We start from the raw sequence: 16,090 nt of genomic DNA on the forward strand, positions 1-16,090 counted from the left end.
ATGCGGGTCCTGCACATCATCACCGGCCTCGGCGTGGGCGGCGCCGAGCAGCAGCTGCGCCTGCTCCTGCGTCACCTGCCCGTCTCCTGCGACGTCGTGACGCTCACCCGTCCCGGCCCGGTCGCCGACGGCCTGACCGCCGACGGCGTGCGCGTCGTGCACCTCGGCATGGGCGGCAACCGCGACCTGTCCGCGCTGCCGCGCCTGGTCCGGGTGATCCGGGCGGGCCGCTACGACCTCGTGCACACCCATCTGTACCGGGCCTGCCTGTACGGCCGGCTCGCCGCGCGCCTCGCGGGCGTCCGCGCGGTCGTCGCCACCGAACACTCGCTGGGCGAGGGGCAGATGGAGGGCCGCCCGCTCACGACCGGGGTGCGCGCGCTGTACCTGGCCGGTGAACGGCTCGGCTCCACCACGGTCGCCGTCTCCGCCACGGTGGCCGGCCGGCTCCAGCGCTGGGGCGTGCCCGCGCCGCGCATCGCGGTGGTCCCCAACGGCATCGACCTGGACCGGTTCCGCTTCGACGCCGCCCGGCGCGCGCGGACCCGCCGCCGCCTCGGCCTGCCCGAGGACGCGTACGTGGTCGGCGGCATCGGACGGCTGACGGCGGGCAAGCGGTTCGACGTCGTCGTCGGGGCGCTGGCCCGCCTGCCCCGCGACCACTGGCTGCTGCTGGTGGGCGGCGGCCCCGAGGAGAGCGTGCTGCGCCGCACCGCCCACGAGGCCGGGGTGGCCGACCGGGTCCTGTTCACCGGCGAACGCCCCTGCGCGCCCGACGGCTCGCCCGGCCCCGACCTGCCCTCGCTCACCGCCGCGATGGACGTGCTCGCCTCGCCGTCCCCGCAGGAGGCGTTCGGCCTGGCGGTGGTGGAGGCCCTGGCGGCCGGGCTGCCCGTGCTGTACGCCTCCTGCCCGGCCGTGGAGGACCTGCCCCCGTACGCCGCCGCCGGCGCCCGGCGCGTCCAGGGCGGCCCGGAGGCGTACGCACGTGCGATCACCGAAGTGCGCGCGGGCGGCCCGCACCCGCGCACGCCCCCGGCGGCGGCCCGCCACTACAGCATCGCCCGCACCGCGGCCCGGCTCATGGACGTGTACACCGCCGCGGTCGCCACCGCCGCGCCCACCCCGACGCACCCGTCCCCCACCGCCTCACCCCAGGGAGCGAGTTCCCCATGACCGACCGCCCGATCCGGCCCCGCCGCTTCTTCCCCGCCCGCCTGCGGCGGCTGCCCGCCTGGTCCCTGGTCGTGGCCGGCACCGCCGCGGGCGGCCTGCTCGGCGGCGCCTACGGCGTGCTGCAGACCCCCGTCTACACGGCCACCAGCTACGTCGTCGCCGTCCCCGGCAAGAAGTCCGACCCCGCCGCCGCGCTGGGCTTCGCCCAGGCCTACGGGCGGGTCGCCACCCAGCTCGCGGTCCTCGGCGACGCCCAGCGGCAGGCGCGCGTGCCGGTGCGCACGCTGCGCCGCAGCGTGCGCACGGCGACCTCGCCGGACGCGCCGATGGTCGCCGTGTCCGCCACCTCCGCCCGGCCGAAGCTGGCCGCCGACATGGCCGACGCCGTCTCCGACGCGCTGACCCGGCACGCCGGGGCCACCGCGGGCAGCACTCACGTCTCGCTCGTCCGCTTCGCGCGCGCGGTGCGCCCCACCGACCCCTCGTCCGCCTCGCCGACGGTGACCGGCCTGGTCGGCGCGAGCGCGGGCGGCCTGCTCGGCGGCCTGGCCCTGCTCGTACGGCCGCGGCGCGGCGAACCCGGCGAGCCCGCGCCCGCCGCCTCGGTCCCCGGCCCGGCCCCGGCCGCCGACGTCCGCGGCCTGCGGTGACCGCCACCCCCCTCGCGCCACCGACGCGCACGGCCGGCCCCTCGTACGCGACGGAACTCGTCACCGACGCCCGCGCCTTCGCCGCCCTCGCCCCCCAGTGGGCGCGGCTGTTCGAGAGGTGCGCGGCGGCGACCCCGTTCCAGAGCCACGCCTGGCTGCACTCCTGGTGGCAGTCGTACGGCACCCCGAAGCGGCTGCGGCTGCTGCTGGTGCGCGCGGACGGCGAACTGGTCGCCGCCGCACCGCTGATACTGCGCCGCACACCCGTGCCGGCGCTGGTACCGCTCGGCGGGGCGATCTCCGACTACGCCGACGTCCTCGTCGACGACCGGTGCCCCCACCCGGCGGCCACCGCGCTCACCGAGGCGCTGGCGGGGGCCGCCCGCACGGCGCTCATCGACTTCCGCGAGGTACGGCCGGGCAGTGCCGTCGAACAGGTCTACGAGCGTTGGCGCGGGCCCCGGTACCGCGCGCCCGACTCCCTCTGCCTGGAACTGCCGGCCCTCCCGCTGGACGAGCTGGTCTCCCGGCTGCCGGCGCCCCGCGCCCAGCGGGTCCGCGCCAAGCTGCGCAAACTGCGGGCGCTCGGCGTGGAGCGGCACGTCGTGCGCCCCGGGGAGGTCGAGACGGCCCTGCGCCGGCTGCTCGAACTGCACCGCCTCCAGTGGCAGGGGCGCAGCGTCACACCCGAGCACCTGCGGCCCCGCTTCCGCGAGCACCTGGTGCGGGCGGCGGGTCCGATGGTGCGCGACGGGGAGGCGGTGGTCACCGAGTTCCGCCTCGACGGCGACGTGGTGGCCGTGGACCTGACCCTGCGCTCCCGGCGGCTGATGGGCGGCTACCTCTACGGCGCCCATCCGCGCCTGAGGGAGCGCAAGGCCGACGTGGCGGTGATGCTGCTGGAGGCGTGCGCCGCGCACACCGGTGAGGGAGCACCGGACACCCTGAGCCTGCTGCGCGGCGACGAGCCCTACAAACACCACTGGCGCCCCCGCCCGGTCGTCAACGAGCGGCTGCTGCTGGCCCGGCGGCGCACCGCCCCGCTGCTGACCGCGGTGGCCGGCGAGGCGGCCCTGCGCCGCCGGGGCAGGGAACTCCTGCGCCGGCACCGCCCGCCGGCCCGGCCTCAGGTCGGGCCGTAGGCGGGGCCGTCACCTTCCCGTCGGCCCCGAGCCGCCGTGGACGCCGTGGTCCCCATGGACGCCGTGGAGGCCATGGGCGGCTCAGGTGGGAGACGGCGGGGGCACCGACGCGGGCGCGAGGGTGGTGCCGGGCGCGGGCACCGGGCCGGGTACGGAGCTGGGCACGGGTGCCGGTGCGGGTGCGGAACTGGGCACGGGAGCCGGTACCGGTACGGGTGCGGGCGGCACGACAGGGACCGGTACGGGTGCCAGTGGTACGGCGGGGGCCGGTACGGATGCGGGGGGCACGGCGGGGGCCGGGGGCCGGGCGGGGCCGGGCGGTTCGGTGCGGCCGAAGAGGACCGAGCGGTAGACGCGTGAGGAGGCGGGGTTCGCCCCGCACTGCCAGACACCGTGCGGGCAGTAGTCGGTCAGCGTGTTGTACAGCGCCCGGTGCTGGTCGATCCAGGCGAGCATGCCCCGTACGTACGCGGCGTCGTCGCCGTTGCGGAACAGCCCCCACTCCGGATAGGAGACGGGCTTGCCGTGCGCCCTGGCGAAGTCCACGTGCGCCTGAAGTCCGTACGGCTCGGCGACCTGCTGATCGAAGGTCAGGCCGGTCGGCTGGTCGTAGGAGTCCATGCCGACGATGTCGACCGTGTCGTCTCCCGGGTAGCACTCGGTCCAGGGAACGGCGTCCCGGCCCCGGTTCGGCGCGAAGTCGAACCGGAACCTCTGGCCCGGCACGGCGCGCATGGCGGTCACGATGCGCCGCCAGTAGCTCTTCCACGCCTCGGGGTCGGGCCCGCAGCGGTGGGTGTACGTCGTGCCGTTCATCTCCCAGCCGAGCACGATCACCGTGTCCGGCACCCCCAGCCCCACCAGCCGCCGGGCGAGGGCGCCGAAGTGCTGGTCGAACTGCCCCGCGGCGCCCTGCCGCAGCAGGTACCCGACCTCGCCGTCGGACAGGTGCTCCTCGTTGCGCTCCTGCATGGGGACGTTGAGGACGAGCATCCGGTCGGGCCGCTGCTCCCGCCAGTGCGCCCAGACGTCGAGGAACCCCGGGGCGCCCTCGATGTCCCGCCAGCGGTCGCCGGGCAGATAGGTGTGTCCCACGCGCAGTTCGGCACCGCCCAGCCAGCTGCTGAGCTGTGCCATCCGGGCCACGCCCCGCGCGTCCGACTCCAGGAAGGCCCCGAAGGCGGGACGCCACCCCGCGGCCACCTGGGCCGGAAGGGGAAGCGGAGCGGGAGCGGAGGGAGAGGTCTGGGGCGCGACGGGCGGGACTGCGGGGGTCGCTGGGGACGCGGGGGCCACTGGGGCCGGGGGCGGCCCGGACGGGGGCGCGGGCGGGCTCGCCGGCACCGGGGGCGGACCGGAGGGCGGCGGTGCGTCGCCCGCCCACGCGGCGGCCCCGCAGGCCAGGGCGGCCGCGGTGACGGCCGCCGCCGCGACGACGGCAAGCCGGCGGATCCGGCGTCGCTGTGCAGCCATGCCCGCTCCTTTCCACGCGTTAGGGCGAAGGTGTGACGAGCCATCAGCTCGCCCTAAGAAGTCAGGCACGGATGACGCGGGGCCGCCACCGCCGGTACGGCCTACGGGTGTGCCGCACGTCCGCCCGGGTGACGGTGCCCGGAAAAACGGCGCCGCCGCGACCGGCCGCCGTAACGGCGCGGTCGCGGCGGCCTGGTGTCGGCCCCGCGGGCTGTCTACCGGTGGGCGCCGGCCGACCGGCCGCGGCGGTAGAGGACGGTGCCGCCGGCGATCAGCACGGCGCTGGCGGCCGAGGCCCCCAGCAGCGCCCCGGTGTTGCCGCTGCCGGTCTCGGCCATCTGCGGCGGGGTGTGCTCCACAGGCGGCGGCGTCGTGTGGTGCGTGGGCGGCGGGGTGGTGTGGTGCGTGGGCGGCGGCGTCGTGCGGTGCGTGGGCGGCGGGGAGCTCGGCGGCGGCGTCGTGCACTCGCCCGGGGAGGGCTGCTCGCCGTACGCCCCGGAGGAGGGCTGCTCGCCGTAGGCGCCCTGGTCGTCGCAGTCCGGGCGGTGCGTCGGGGGCGGCGTCGTCTTGTGCGAGACGTTGGCGCACTTGTTGCCGAACGCCGGGTTGAGCGCCGCCGCACCGTCGACGGTGTTGCCGCAGGCGTTCACCGGTACTTCGACCGGCGCCTGGATGGTGTTGCCGGACAGCAGACCGGGCGAACCCGCGCTGACTCCGTCCGCCGTCGAGTCGGCGAAGGCGGCGCTGCCGTACAGGGACAGCACGCTCGTCGCGGCGGCCGCCGCGAACACTCCCCTGCTCAGGGTCTGTCGCAATCTAGTGGTCTTCCTGCTCGAAGCCGCCGCGGCGACTTGAGGGGCTTTCAGATGAGGGAGGGCCGGCCCTGGGTCGTGAGTTCGACGTCCAAGGCCGGCCCTGACGCGGCCGAGGCGGCCGGTGCGCCTGCGCGGTCAGTCGTTGACGCAGGTGTTGCCGAACGTGGGGTTCAGCAGCGCGATGATGTTGATGGTGTTGCCGCACAGGTTGATCGGGACGTGCACCGGAACCTGGATGGTGTTGCCGGAGATCACACCGGGCGAGCCGACGGCCGCGCCCTCGGCGCCGGCGTCGGCGAAGGCGGGGGCGGCCATGCCCAGCGCCAGGACGGCGCCCGTCATGACAGCGACGCTCTTCTTCATGAAAGTTCCCTTCTCGGGGCGAGGTGCCCCAATGACGGCGAGAAACCGAGTGAGCACGACCTTCACGGTCGCGGCACTGAACGAGAAATAGACGTATTGAAAAACGGCGGAACGTAAATCGCCCGACAATTCACTCGATTGCCCCGCGCACCATACGCCTCACCCTCGGCTGCTCGGGCGATAAGGAGTTCTGCGGAAACAGCCCGGGCGCCCGCGAATGAAGCAGCGGGCAGCCCGGGCCGGCCGGAATCGGCTCAGCTCTCGCCGTTGGCCGAGAGGACCGACAGGTCCTCCAGGATGTGCGACAGGGCACCGTCCCGCTTGGCCTGGGTGGAGTTGTCCGAGCACTGCTGGTTCTGCCGGTCGGACAGGATCGGGATGTCCTGGACGTTCACGACCTGCAGCACGCCGACGTTGGTCTCGTTGAGACCCAGGCACGGCTTGTTGAGCGTGCCCTCGATCAGCGAGAGCTGCGGGCTCATGTCGCCCTTCGTCGCCGAGTTGCCGAACGCCGACGTGGCGCCGTTGCCGTTCGCGACGGCCGGGCCGTCGTCGTTCCCGATGGCAAGCGCCGCGGGAGCAGCTGCCACCGACCCACCGACGACAGATACGGCGGCCGCAGCGGCGACCATTGCCTTCTTGAGCACTGCGCGTTCCTTTCCTCGTAGCGACGCAGGTCCTACGGCCTCATCAACACGGCGGGAGATGTTTGGTTGCGGGGGTTCACCCGGTTGGCCCGCACGGTATGACGGAACGCCGGAAAATCACGGAGTCCGGAAAACACACAAACACTTCGGGGCATCCGCCGTGGGGGTGAACGGGAGAAACCCCGGTGGCCGCGGGCAGTTGACCAGAACGCTCCGGTGACGGGGTTTCCTCAGAAAGGACCACCCAGTGATCAAGAAGTTTGTCGCCACCGCGGCCATCGCCGCCTCCGCGCTCGGTGCCACCGCCGCCGCGGCTCCCGAGGCCCTGGCGATCGGCAACGACAGCGGGCCGACGGCCGCGAACGGCAACGCTGCGTGGCAGAGCTACGGCAACGCGACCACGTACGGGAACATGAGCCCGCAGATGGCGCTCATCCAGGGGTCGTTCAACAAGCCGTGCATCGCCGTGAACGAACTGCCGGTCGGGGTGCTCCAGATCGTCAACGTCCAGGACATCCCGATCCTGTCCGACCGGCAGAACCAGCAGTGCACCGAGAACTCCACGCAGGCCAAGCGGGACGGCGCGCTGGCGCACCTGCTGGAGGACGTGTCGATCCTGTCCGCGAACAGCGAGCGCTGAGCCTGCGGCACGATGCACGGAGCGGGCCGCCAAAGGACTCGGCGGCCCGCTCCCTCGTGTGTGCGGGGCATCCTGTGCGGGGCCCCCGTGCGGGAGAACCCCTGCGGGAGGACCCGTGCGGCCGACGCCCTACGACACCACGTCCTTGCGGGCGAAGCCGCGGAAGGCGAGGGCGAAGAGCACCAGCGCGTAGGCCACGGAGACGGCCGTGCCCTGGATCATCCCGGACCACTCGGGGCGCGGCTGCACGGCGTCGGCCCAGGCGAACTGCCAGTGCGCGGGCAGGAAGTCACGCCAGTGGCCCAGCGCGGTGACGGCGTCCAGGACGTTGCCGACGATGGTCAGGCCGACCGCGCCGCCCACGGCGCCCAGCGGCGCGTCGGTCCTGGTGGACAGCCAGAACGCCAGCCCCGCCGTGACCAGCTGGGAGACGAAGACGTACGCCACGATCACCACCAGCCGCTGGGCGGCGGTGCCCGCGGCGAGCGCGCCGCCGGTGGGGATCTCCAGCGGGCCCCAGCCGTAGGCGGCGGTGCCGACGGCGAGCGCGACGACGGGCAGGAGCACCATGGCGGCCAGGCTCAGCCCGAGGCCGACGGCGAGCTTGGACCACAGCAGCCGGGCCCTGGGCACGGGGGCGGCCAGCAGGTAGCGCAGCGAGGACCAGCTCGCCTCGGAGGCGACGGTGTCCCCGCAGAACAGCGCCACCGGGATCACCAGCAGGAAGCCCGCCGACACGAACAGGTTCACCGCGGCGAAGTTGGCGCCCGAGGCGGTGGCCGTGTCCATCAGGGTCACCTGGTTGTTGCGCCCGCCCGGGTCGCCGCCGATCGCGAAGGCCACGACAAGGACGAACGGCAGCGCGGCCAGGATGCCCCCCATGATCAGGGTGCGGCGCCGCTTGAGCTGCCGGGCCAGTTCCACCCGCAGCGGCAGGGTGCGGGCGGGCTGGTAGCCGGGGGCGACCCCGGCGGGCCCGGCCTCCTCGGTGAGCGTGCTCATGCGGAACCTCCGATCAGGGTGAGGAAGGCGTCCTCCAGGCGGCGGTGCGGGCCGATCGAGGCGACGGGCACCTCCAGCCGCACCAGCTCCACCACCAGGCGCTCGGCCGTGGAGCCGGACTCCAGCCGGACCAGCAGGCCGTCGCCGGTGGGGACCGCCGAGGCCACGCCCGGCAGCGCGGCCACCTTGCCGGCCACCGGCTCGTCCACGGGTGCCGCCGTGCCGACCAGCAGGGTGTCCCCGGAGCCGACGATGTCCCCGACCGGGCCCGCCTGCACCAGGCGCCCCCGGTCCATGACGACCAGGTGCGTGCAGGACTGCTCGACCTCGGCGAGCAGGTGGCTGGAGACGATGACGGTGCGGCCGCCGGCCGCGTACCGGATCATCACCTCGCGCATCTCCCTGATCTGCGGCGGGTCCAGGCCGTTGGTCGGCTCGTCGAGGATCAGCAGGTCGGGCAGGCCCAGCATGGCCTGGGCGATGGCCAGGCGCTGGCGCATGCCCTGGGAGTAGGTGCGCACCGCGCGGGCCAGCGCGTCGCCGAGGCCGGCGATCTCCAGGGTCTCGTCCAGGTGGGCGTCGCCGGCCGGGCGGCCGGTGGCCCGCCAGTACAGTTCCAGGTTCTCCCGGCCGGACAGGTGCGGCAGGAAGCCGGCGCCCTCGACGAAGGCGCCGACCCGGGACAGCACGGGGGCGCCGGGCCGGATGGCGTGGCCGAAGACCCGGATCTCGCCCTCGTCCGGCCGGATCAGTCCCATCAGCATGCGCAGGGTGGTCGTCTTGCCCGCACCGTTGGGTCCGAGCAGGCCGAGCACCTGCCCCCGCTCCACCCGGAAGGACAGCTCGCGCACCGCGTACCGGTCGGCGGAGCGGGCGTAGCGCTTGCTGAGGCCGGTGATCTGGAGGGGGACGCCGGACAGCGCCGGGTCGGGGGCGGGGGCGGCGGTGCGGCGGCGGGCGGTGAGCAGCAGCGCGAGCGCGATCAGCGCACCCGCGACGGGCAGCCACCACACCCAGGCGGGCAGCGGGGCCGCCGCGGTGGTCAGGCCGGGCGCGGTGGGCACGGACAGGTCGCCGCGCAGGGCGGCGGTGTACGTGGCCGGGGCGGCCGGGGAGGCGTAGCCGAGGTCGGTGGAGGCGAGGACCAGGCGGAGCCGGTGGCCCTTCTGCACCTCGTGGTCGATCGCCGGGAGGGTGAGGGTGACGTCCTTGCCCGCCCGCGCGCCCTCGACGCGCACCGGGTCGACGAGCTGGGCGGGCAGCACCGGCCGGGACGAGCCCGGTCCGACGTCGTACACCTTGGCGAACAGCACCGCGTCGTCGCTGGTGGAGGTGACGTGGACGGTCACCGTGGGCGAACCGGTGATCCGCAGGTCGCGGTCGAGCGGCGCCGACTCGAAGTGCGCGTACTGGCCGGGGAAGTCCAGCGACACCCCGAGGCCGAGCGCGGAGAGCTGAGCGAGCCCGGCGCCCTGGCCGCCGAGGCCGGGCAGGGCGGAGACGGCGGGCGGATTGGCGCCCGGCGGGTTCTGGAACCGCTGCTCGCGCCCGGACAGGGCGATCGCCCGCTGTCCGCTCGCCAGTCCGGGATACGACTCCGCGCTCGCGCCGCGCAGCAGGGCCGCGCCGTCGGTGGAGTCGACGCCGCCGGTGCGGGTGACGCGGAAGGCCGGACCGGTGTCCGCGCCGGCGTCCTTCTTGAGGTAGCGGTCGAACCAGGTCTTCACGCGGGCCTGGATCCGGCCGCTCTCCAGGTCGCCGCCGTCGTGACCGCCCGCGATCCAGTCCACGTCCACGGGCGCGCCGACCGCCCGGATCGCCTTCTGCGCCGCGTCGGCCTGGCCGAGCGGGAAGAGCGAGTCGGTCTGGCCCTGCACCAGCAGGGTCGGCACCTTGATCCGGTCGGCGACGGCGGACGGGGAGCGCTCCTGGAGGAGGCGGCGCGCCTCGGGGTCCGGTGTGCCGGACTCGGCGACCCGCTCGTACATCCGGCACAGCGCCGGCTCGAAGCGGGCGCAGCCGCCGCCGGAGTTGAAGAAGACGCCCGCCCAGAGCTTCTTGAAGACACCGTTCGGGAAGAGGGCGTCGGCGAGGTTCCAGTAGGTGATCTCGGGGGCGATGGCGTCCACGCGGCGGTCGTACCCGGCGGCGAGCAGGGAGATCGCGCCGCCGTAGGAGGCGCCGGCCAGGCCCACGCGCGGGTCGCCGGGCCCGTCGAGGCTGACCTGCGGCTGCCGGGCCAGCCAGTCGATGAGCCTTTTGACGTCGGCGACCTCGCCCTTCGGGTCGTTCAGCCCGATCCTGCCGGTGGAGCGGCCGAAGCCGCGCGCCGACCAGGTCAACACCGCGTAGCCGTCCCCGGCGAGGTCCTCGGCCTGCTGCCGTACGTCGTCCTTGCTGCCGCCGAAGCCGTGCCCGAGCAGGACGGCGGGGTGGCGGCCGGGTCCTGCCGGGGTGAAGTAGGACGTGTCGATCCGTACGCCGTCGCCGGTGCTCATGACCCGGTCGGCGCGGCGCACCGCGGGCGGGTCGTCGGCGGAGGCGACCGCGGTCCAGGTGCCGGCCCCGGCGAGCACCACGAGCGCGGCCCCGGCGGCGAGCCACCGCCGGGGTCCGCGCGGCAGCCCTCGCCGGCCGGGCAGTCGAAGATCCATGCGTCCACGGTACGGGCCGCCGGTCACGGCCGATGCCACCGCCGGACCGAACCTCCGCCCCTCCGCCGGGAGTACGCCGGCGCCGCGGCGTACCGCACCCGCGGTACGCGGGTTCCGCGGGCCCGGGTGGCGCGGGGGCTCAGGCCTGGGCGTCCTCGGGGATCGACACCAGCCAGCGGGTGTCGCGGCGCGGGCGGAGGTAGAGGGCCCAGTACAGGGTGGCCACGGCCATGATGCCGCCGGTCCACAGCAGGTAGCCGACCTCCTGCTGGCTGAGGATGTACGCCAGCACCGCGATCAGCAGCACGGGCACGGCGGGCCACAGCGGCATGCGCCAGGCCTGGGTGTCCTTGTGGGAGCCGCGGCGGGCCAGCAGGGCGGCGACCGCGACGAGCAGGTACATGCCGGTCACGGAGACGCCCGTGACGCCGTACAGCGTGTCCAGGTTGACGAAGCACAGGATTGCGCCGGGGACGCCGACCGCGAGCGTGGCCACCCAGGGGGAGCCGAAGCGGCCGAGCTTGGAGAAGACGGTGTTGACCGGGCCGGGCCAGGCCTTGTCGCGGGCGGAGGCGAACAGCACGCGGGAGTTCTGGATGACCATGACGATGCCGGCGTTGATGATCGCGAGGGCGACGCAGAGGCTGACGAAGGTGCCGACGGCGGAGTTGGACCAGGCCGTCACCATCGAGCTGAGGTCGCCGCCGGTCAGCTCCTTGAGGTCGGAGGCGCCCAGCGTGATGGCGACGACCGGCACGAGGATGACCACGGAGGAGATGGCCAGGGTGGCGAGGACGGTGCGGGCGACGTTGCGGCGCGGGTGCTCCAGTTCCTCGGAGAGGTAGACGGCGGTGGAGAAGCCCTGGGTGATGAACAGGGCGATGGCGAGGCCGGAGACCACGAGCATGGCCGTCACGGTGTCGGTGTGGCCGCCCTGCCCGGCCACCTGCATGGAGACCAGGCTGCCGGCGCCCCGGTGGCTGTGGGCGAAGCCCAGGACGGCGACCACGCCCGCGGCGATGACCTCCAGGACCAGGAAGATGCCGGTGATCCAGGCGTTGGCGCGCAGGTCCAGCAGGCCGGCGAGGGTCGCGAGCAGCATCACCCCGGCGCCGGTCATGGCCGGGTCGAGGTGCACGAGCGGCGCCAGGTAGTCCGCCGTGCCCATGGCGATCACGGGCGGCACGATCATGACGACCAGCAGGGACAGCACGAACACCAGCCAGCCCGCCAGCCGTCCGGCCATCGTGGAGACCATGGCGTACTCGCCGCCCGCGCTGGGGATGAGGGTGCCCAGCTCCGAGTAGCAGAACGCCACGGCGATGCAGAGCAGCGAGCCGATGGCGATGGTGAGGGCGGTGGCGGTGCCGAGCGTTCCGAACAGGTCCGGGACCACGACGAAGAGCGTGGAGGCGGGGGTGACGCACGAGAGGGTGAGGAGGGTGCCGCCGACGACGCCGATGGAGCGCTTGAGCTGCTGGGGGCTGTCCGTCGTTCCTGCGGGGCTGTCGGCCGCCCGGGGGGAGGCGGTGTCGACAGGGCGGAGCGTGTCGGTCATGCGGCGGTTCCGATCGACTCGTGCAACAGGTGATGGGGGCTCGGGAGCGCTATCGCCTCCGGCGGCTTCGGTCGTACGTTCGCTGTCTTTCGTCCGCTCCCGGCGCGAGCATGGAATCCCGACGAAAACCGTCACGTCAATGGCTGTTCACCTTCGGAATCCGCACCTGGGGCCCGGCTGGTGACGGTTCGATTTCGCAGGCCACACGCCTGCAACGGCGTATTCATCAAGCCTTGACAATTTGTGACCTTGGTTTCGAAGGCGTCAGCCCTGCTACGCCTCCGGCATCCGTTTCCTCCCCCGCACACGGGAATCGCAGGCGTCGGCGCAAAAAAAAGTCGCGGCCGTCCGTTATCCGGACGGCCGCGACGGTGCCCCTGATCGCTCTCAGTGGTTGCGCGGGAACCCGAGGTCGACACCGGCGGGGGCGTCGGCCGGGTCGGGCCAGCGGGTGGTGACGACCTTGCCGCGGGTGTAGAAGTGGGTGCCGTCGTTGCCGTAGATGTGGTGGTCGCCGAAGAGCGAGTCCTTCCAGCCGCCGAAGGAGTGGTAGCCCACCGGCACCGGGATCGGCACGTTCACGCCGACCATGCCGGCCTCGACCTCCAGCTGGAAGCGGCGGGCGGCGCCGCCGTCCCGGGTGAAGATCGCGGTGCCGTTGCCGAACGGCGAGGCGTTGATCAGGGACACGCCGTCCTCGTAGGTGTCCACGCGCAGCACGCACAGCACCGGGCCGAAGATCTCGTCCTGGTACGCCTTCGCCGTGGTCGGCACCCGGTCGAGCAGCGACAGGCCGATCCAGTGGCCTTCCTCGTAGCCCTCCACGCTGTAGCCGGTGCCGTCCAGGACGACCTCGCAGCCCTCGTCCGCCGCGCCCTTCACGTAGGAGGCGACCTTGTCGCGGTGGGCGGCCGTGATCAACGGGCCCATCTCGGAGGACGGGTCGGTGCCCGGACCGATCTTGATCTTCTCGGCGCGCTCGCGAATCTTCCCGACCAGCTCGTCGGCGATGGAGCCGACCGCGACGACGGCAGAGACGGCCATGCAGCGCTCGCCGGCCGAGCCGTACGCCGCCGAGACCGCCGCGTCCGCCGCCGCGTCCAGGTCGGCGTCCGGCAGCACCAGCATGTGGTTCTTGGCGCCGCCCAGCGCCTGCACGCGCTTGCCGTTGGCGGCGGCCGTGGTGTGGATGTGGCGGGCGATCGGCGTGGAGCCGACGAAGGAGACCGCCTTGACGTCCGGGTGCTCCAGGAGGCGGTCCACGGCCACCTTGTCGCCCTGGACGACGTTGAACACGCCGTCCGGCAGCCCGGCCTCGGACAGCAGTTCGGCGATCTTCAGCGAGGCCGACGGGTCCTTCTCGCTCGGCTTCAGCACGAAGGTGTTGCCGCAGGCGATGGCGATCGGGAACATCCACATCGGGACCATCGCCGGGAAGTTGAACGGCGTGATGCCCGCGACCACGCCCAGCGGCTGCCGGAGCGAGGACACGTCCACGCGCGTGGCGACCTGCGTCGACAGCTCGCCCTTGAGCTGCACGTTGATGCCGCAGGCCAGGTCGACGATCTCCAGGCCGCGCGCGACCTCGCCGAGCGCGTCGGAGTGCACCTTGCCGTGCTCGGCGGTGATCAGTGCGGCGATCTCGTCGCGGTGCGCGTCCAGCAGGGCACGGAAGCGGAAGAGGATCGTGGTGCGCTGGGCCAGGGAGGACTGGCCCCAGGTGCGGTAGGCGTCCTGCGCGGCGGCCACGGCCGCGTCCACCTCCTCCACGGAGGCGAAGGCCACCTTAGTGGTGACCGCGCCGGTCGCCGGGTCCGTCACCGGACCGTACGACCCCGAGGCGCCTTCGACGGCCTTCCCGCCGATCCAGTGGTTGACGATCTTCGTCATGCCGGGTCACTCCTTCGCAGATGGCGGCGTCGGGTCGAGACGTGCCGTTCGTGGGGCTCATGTGCCGCGACAGCGGCCGGGGCCGGTCCCGGAAGGGGTCCGGGGCCGCCGGCTCGGGGTGCGGTCGCCGTCACGAGACCATCCCACCAGCAACGCGCCCGGACCGCGCCCGACACTGTGTCTGCGGTTCACCGGTCGGCGTAGACACATGTGGGAGTCTCCGCCGTCCCGCCCGCGCGCCCCTTCCTCGCACGGGGGCGGCGGCACCGGTCCCTGCGAGGACGGCGGACCTCCGGCGCGGGGCCGTAGCGGGCGGGGAGTCGTCGCTCGCACTTCGCTCCTGCCAGGGCGAAGCGGCCTCCCGCGCCGGAGGCGATCGGTGGCCGGGCGGCGTGCGGCGCCCGGGTGCTCCGACCCAACGTGCGCCTCCCGCCCGGGGTTTGGAACTCTTCTCGCGCCGGACCGGCGGATACCTGCACCGTACAACCGGCGCTCGCCCGGCGTCCGCAGCACGCGCTGCCGACCGTGCGCGCGGTTCCTGCCGTCCGCGCGGTTCCCGTCGTACGCCTGCCCTTCGGTGCGTCCGGCTTCGGCCGTGCATCTGGCTCCGGGCGTGCGTCCGGCTTCGGCCGTGCGATCGGCTCCGGGCGTACGGCCGACTCCGGGCGTACGGCCGACTCCGGACGTACGGCCGACTCCAGGCGTGCGATCGGCTCCGGCCGTACGGCCGACTCCGGGCGTACGGCCGACTCCAGGCGTACGGCCGACTCCGGGCGTGCGATCGGCTCCCGCCGTGCTGCCGGTCGCCGTTCTCACCGCACCGCACCGGCCGCCAGGGCCGACTCCACCTCGGCAGCGGTGGGCATCGCGGAAGAGCATTCGAGCCGGGAGGCGACGATGGCGCCCGCGGCGTTGGCGTGGCGCATGGCGCGCTCCAGGTCCCAGCCCGAGAGCAGCCCGTGGCACAGCGAGCCGCCGAAGGCGTCTCCGGCGCCGAGGCCGTTGAGGACCTCGACCGGCAGCGGCGGCACCTCGGCCGCCTCGCCCCTGCTGGTGAGGGCGAGGACGCCCTTGGGGCCCTGTTTCACGACCGCCAGCTCGACCCCGGCGTCCAGCAGGGCGCGGGCGGCGGCGTGCGGGTCGCGCAGGCCGGTGGCGACCTCCACCTCGTCGAGGTTGCCGACGGCGACGGTGGCGTGCCGCAGGGCCTCGGCGTAGAAGGGGCGGGCGGCGGCCGGTTCGCGCCAGAACATGGGGCGCCAGTCGAGGTCGAAGACCGTCGGGCCGGACTTCGCCCGGTGGGCGAGCGCGGCGAGGGTCGCCGTACGGCTCGGCTCCTCGCTCAGCCCGGTGCCGGTGACCCAGAAGACCCGCGCCCCGCCGATCGCGGCCAGATCGAGGTCCCGGGCCTCGATCTCCAGGTCGGGCGCCTTCGGCAACCGGTAGAAGTAGAGCGGGAAGTCGTCCGGCGGGAACACCTCGCAGAAGGTGACCGGCGTGGGCAGTCCGGGCACCGCCGTGACGTAGCGGTCGTCGACGCCGAAACCGCGCAGCGCCTCGTGGAGGTAGGCGCCGAAGGGGTCGTCCCCGGTCCGCGTGATCACCGCCGTACGGCGGCCGAGGCGGGCGGCGGCGACCGCGACGTTCGTCGCGGAGCCGCCCAGGAACTTGCCGAAGGCGGACACGCGGGCCAGCGGCACGCCCGTCTGCAGCGGGTACAGGTCCACTCCGATCCGCCCCATGGTGATCACGTCGTACACCATCGGTTCCCCTTCGTGTCGGCTCCCCCGGTTCTAGTGCCGGAGGCGGAGACCTGTCAATGCTTTGTCCGGACATTCGGACGAGAAGGGAACGGGTGGGGGAAAGCGTGCCCGCGCCCCGCCGGGCACCTGGACCCCTCCGGCCCCTCGGGTCCCCCGGTTACGGTCGGCCCGGTCGGCCCGGCTCTGTCACAAAAGCAACGCCTTCGTCACACAGGTCCCGGGTCCGTGTCCTCTGTGTCACATCTCTCCGACAGGCCCTTGCCGCTGCCGTCCGCGCCTCGTTCACGCGGCACAGGCTCAACTGATCGCCGGCGCGC

General features: G+C 73.9%; 13 protein-coding genes and 2 pseudogenes. 4 read left to right on the forward strand and 11 right to left on the reverse strand.

All coding sequences use genetic code 11. The features are described from left to right. The 3 genes from AB0G56_RS30525 to AB0G56_RS30535 are packed head-to-tail and all read left to right on the forward strand — an operon-like array spanning position 1 to position 2,968. Positions 1 to 1,176, forward strand: coding sequence for a glycosyltransferase (locus tag AB0G56_RS30525; RefSeq protein ID WP_360975479.1), 1,176 nt, complete (start codon positions 1 to 3; stop codon positions 1,174 to 1,176). Next, positions 1,173 to 1,826 (forward strand): lipopolysaccharide biosynthesis protein, encoded by a 654-nt coding sequence (locus tag AB0G56_RS30530; RefSeq protein ID WP_360975482.1) that lies wholly within the window; start codon positions 1,173 to 1,175, stop codon positions 1,824 to 1,826. The genes AB0G56_RS30525 and AB0G56_RS30530 overlap by 4 nt, the downstream gene beginning before the upstream one ends. Next, positions 1,823 to 2,968, forward strand: coding sequence for a GNAT family N-acetyltransferase (locus tag AB0G56_RS30535; RefSeq protein WP_360975485.1), 1,146 nt, complete (start codon positions 1,823 to 1,825; stop codon positions 2,966 to 2,968). Before AB0G56_RS30530 ends, AB0G56_RS30535 begins: the two co-directional genes overlap by 4 nt. Positions 2,969 to 3,049: 81 nt before the next feature. Here AB0G56_RS30535 and AB0G56_RS30540 read toward each other — a convergent pair whose 3' ends face one another. The 4 genes from AB0G56_RS30540 to AB0G56_RS30555 all read right to left on the reverse strand — a co-directional run bounded on the left by AB0G56_RS30540 (position 3,050) and on the right by AB0G56_RS30555 (position 6,266). Beyond that, positions 3,050 to 4,441: a glycosyl hydrolase gene (locus AB0G56_RS30540; RefSeq protein WP_360975488.1), complete on the reverse strand. Its 1,392-nt coding sequence runs from the start codon at positions 4,439 to 4,441 to the stop codon at positions 3,050 to 3,052. Between the two features lie 215 nt (positions 4,442 to 4,656). Further along, positions 4,657 to 5,256, reverse strand: a complete 600-nt coding sequence (locus AB0G56_RS30545) for a chaplin (protein WP_360975491.1) — start codon at positions 5,254 to 5,256, stop codon at positions 4,657 to 4,659. A gap of 135 nt (positions 5,257 to 5,391) precedes the next feature. Next, positions 5,392 to 5,619 (reverse strand): chaplin, encoded by a 228-nt coding sequence (locus tag AB0G56_RS30550; protein ID WP_360975494.1) that lies wholly within the window; start codon positions 5,617 to 5,619, stop codon positions 5,392 to 5,394. Positions 5,620 to 5,873: 254 nt separating this feature from the next. After that, the gene (locus AB0G56_RS30555) at positions 5,874 to 6,266 is read right to left on the reverse strand and encodes a rodlin (RefSeq protein ID WP_360975497.1); all 393 of its coding nucleotides are present in this window, start codon (positions 6,264 to 6,266) and stop codon (positions 5,874 to 5,876) included. Positions 6,267 to 6,513: 247 nt separating this feature from the next. Here AB0G56_RS30555 and AB0G56_RS30560 point away from each other — a divergent pair, with 247 nt between their 5' ends. Further along, positions 6,514 to 6,906, forward strand: a complete 393-nt coding sequence (locus AB0G56_RS30560) for a rodlin (protein WP_360975500.1) — start codon at positions 6,514 to 6,516, stop codon at positions 6,904 to 6,906. A 129-nt stretch (positions 6,907 to 7,035) separates the two neighbouring features. Here the strand turns inward: AB0G56_RS30560 and AB0G56_RS30565 are convergent, their stop codons facing one another. The 7 genes and pseudogenes from AB0G56_RS30565 to iolC all read right to left on the reverse strand — a co-directional run bounded on the left by AB0G56_RS30565 (position 7,036) and on the right by iolC (position 15,773). Continuing rightward, positions 7,036 to 7,908, reverse strand: coding sequence for an ABC transporter permease (locus AB0G56_RS30565; RefSeq protein WP_360975503.1), 873 nt, complete (start codon positions 7,906 to 7,908; stop codon positions 7,036 to 7,038). Further along, on the reverse strand, positions 7,905 to 10,562 hold the full coding sequence (locus AB0G56_RS30570; protein ID WP_360975506.1) for a CocE/NonD family hydrolase: 2,658 nt from the start codon (positions 10,560 to 10,562) through the stop codon (positions 7,905 to 7,907). The genes AB0G56_RS30565 and AB0G56_RS30570 overlap by 4 nt, the downstream gene beginning before the upstream one ends. Before the next feature lie 139 nt (positions 10,563 to 10,701). Next, the gene (locus AB0G56_RS30575; protein WP_360975509.1) at positions 10,702 to 12,120 is read right to left on the reverse strand and encodes an APC family permease; all 1,419 of its coding nucleotides are present in this window, start codon (positions 12,118 to 12,120) and stop codon (positions 10,702 to 10,704) included. A 387-nt stretch (positions 12,121 to 12,507) separates the two neighbouring features. Then, positions 12,508 to 14,010 carry a CoA-acylating methylmalonate-semialdehyde dehydrogenase gene (mmsA, locus tag AB0G56_RS30580; RefSeq protein ID WP_360975512.1) on the reverse strand — a complete coding sequence of 501 codons (1,503 nt, stop codon included), beginning with the start codon at positions 14,008 to 14,010 and terminating at the stop codon, positions 12,508 to 12,510. Beyond that, positions 14,007 to 14,234 (reverse strand): annotated as a pseudogene (locus tag AB0G56_RS30585) (hypothetical protein); the annotation flags it as partial. The gene mmsA and the pseudogene AB0G56_RS30585, both read right to left, overlap by 4 nt. Before the next feature lie 63 nt (positions 14,235 to 14,297). Continuing rightward, positions 14,298 to 14,489: pseudogene (locus tag AB0G56_RS30590) on the reverse strand (hypothetical protein); the annotation flags it as partial. Between the two features lie 333 nt (positions 14,490 to 14,822). Then, positions 14,823 to 15,773: a 5-dehydro-2-deoxygluconokinase gene (iolC, locus tag AB0G56_RS30595; protein WP_360975515.1), complete on the reverse strand. Its 951-nt coding sequence runs from the start codon at positions 15,771 to 15,773 to the stop codon at positions 14,823 to 14,825. Positions 15,774 to 16,090: the final 317 nt, after the last annotated feature.

Source organism: Streptomyces sp. NPDC021356, assembly GCF_040641015.1.
Lineage (GTDB): Bacteria > Actinomycetota > Actinomycetes > Streptomycetales > Streptomycetaceae > Streptomyces.

What these genes read in the sequence shown, in the direction of transcription:
- iolC (WP_360975515.1), bottom strand. Translation starts at nt 15,773, where the DNA reads ATGGTGTACGACGTGATCACCATGGGGCGGATCGGAGTGGACCTGTAC.
- AB0G56_RS30570 (WP_360975506.1), bottom strand. Translation starts at nt 10,562, where the DNA reads ATGGATCTTCGACTGCCCGGCCGGCGAGGGCTGCCGCGCGGACCCCGG.
- AB0G56_RS30575 (WP_360975509.1), bottom strand. Translation starts at nt 12,120, where the DNA reads ATGACCGACACGCTCCGCCCTGTCGACACCGCCTCCCCCCGGGCGGCC.
- mmsA (WP_360975512.1), bottom strand. Translation starts at nt 14,010, where the DNA reads ATGACGAAGATCGTCAACCACTGGATCGGCGGGAAGGCCGTCGAAGGC.
- AB0G56_RS30525 (WP_360975479.1), top strand. Translation starts at nt 1, where the DNA reads ATGCGGGTCCTGCACATCATCACCGGCCTCGGCGTGGGCGGCGCCGAG.
- AB0G56_RS30540 (WP_360975488.1), bottom strand. Translation starts at nt 4,441, where the DNA reads ATGGCTGCACAGCGACGCCGGATCCGCCGGCTTGCCGTCGTCGCGGCG.
- AB0G56_RS30565 (WP_360975503.1), bottom strand. Translation starts at nt 7,908, where the DNA reads ATGAGCACGCTCACCGAGGAGGCCGGGCCCGCCGGGGTCGCCCCCGGC.
- AB0G56_RS30530 (WP_360975482.1), top strand. Translation starts at nt 1,173, where the DNA reads ATGACCGACCGCCCGATCCGGCCCCGCCGCTTCTTCCCCGCCCGCCTG.
- AB0G56_RS30550 (WP_360975494.1), bottom strand. Translation starts at nt 5,619, where the DNA reads ATGAAGAAGAGCGTCGCTGTCATGACGGGCGCCGTCCTGGCGCTGGGC.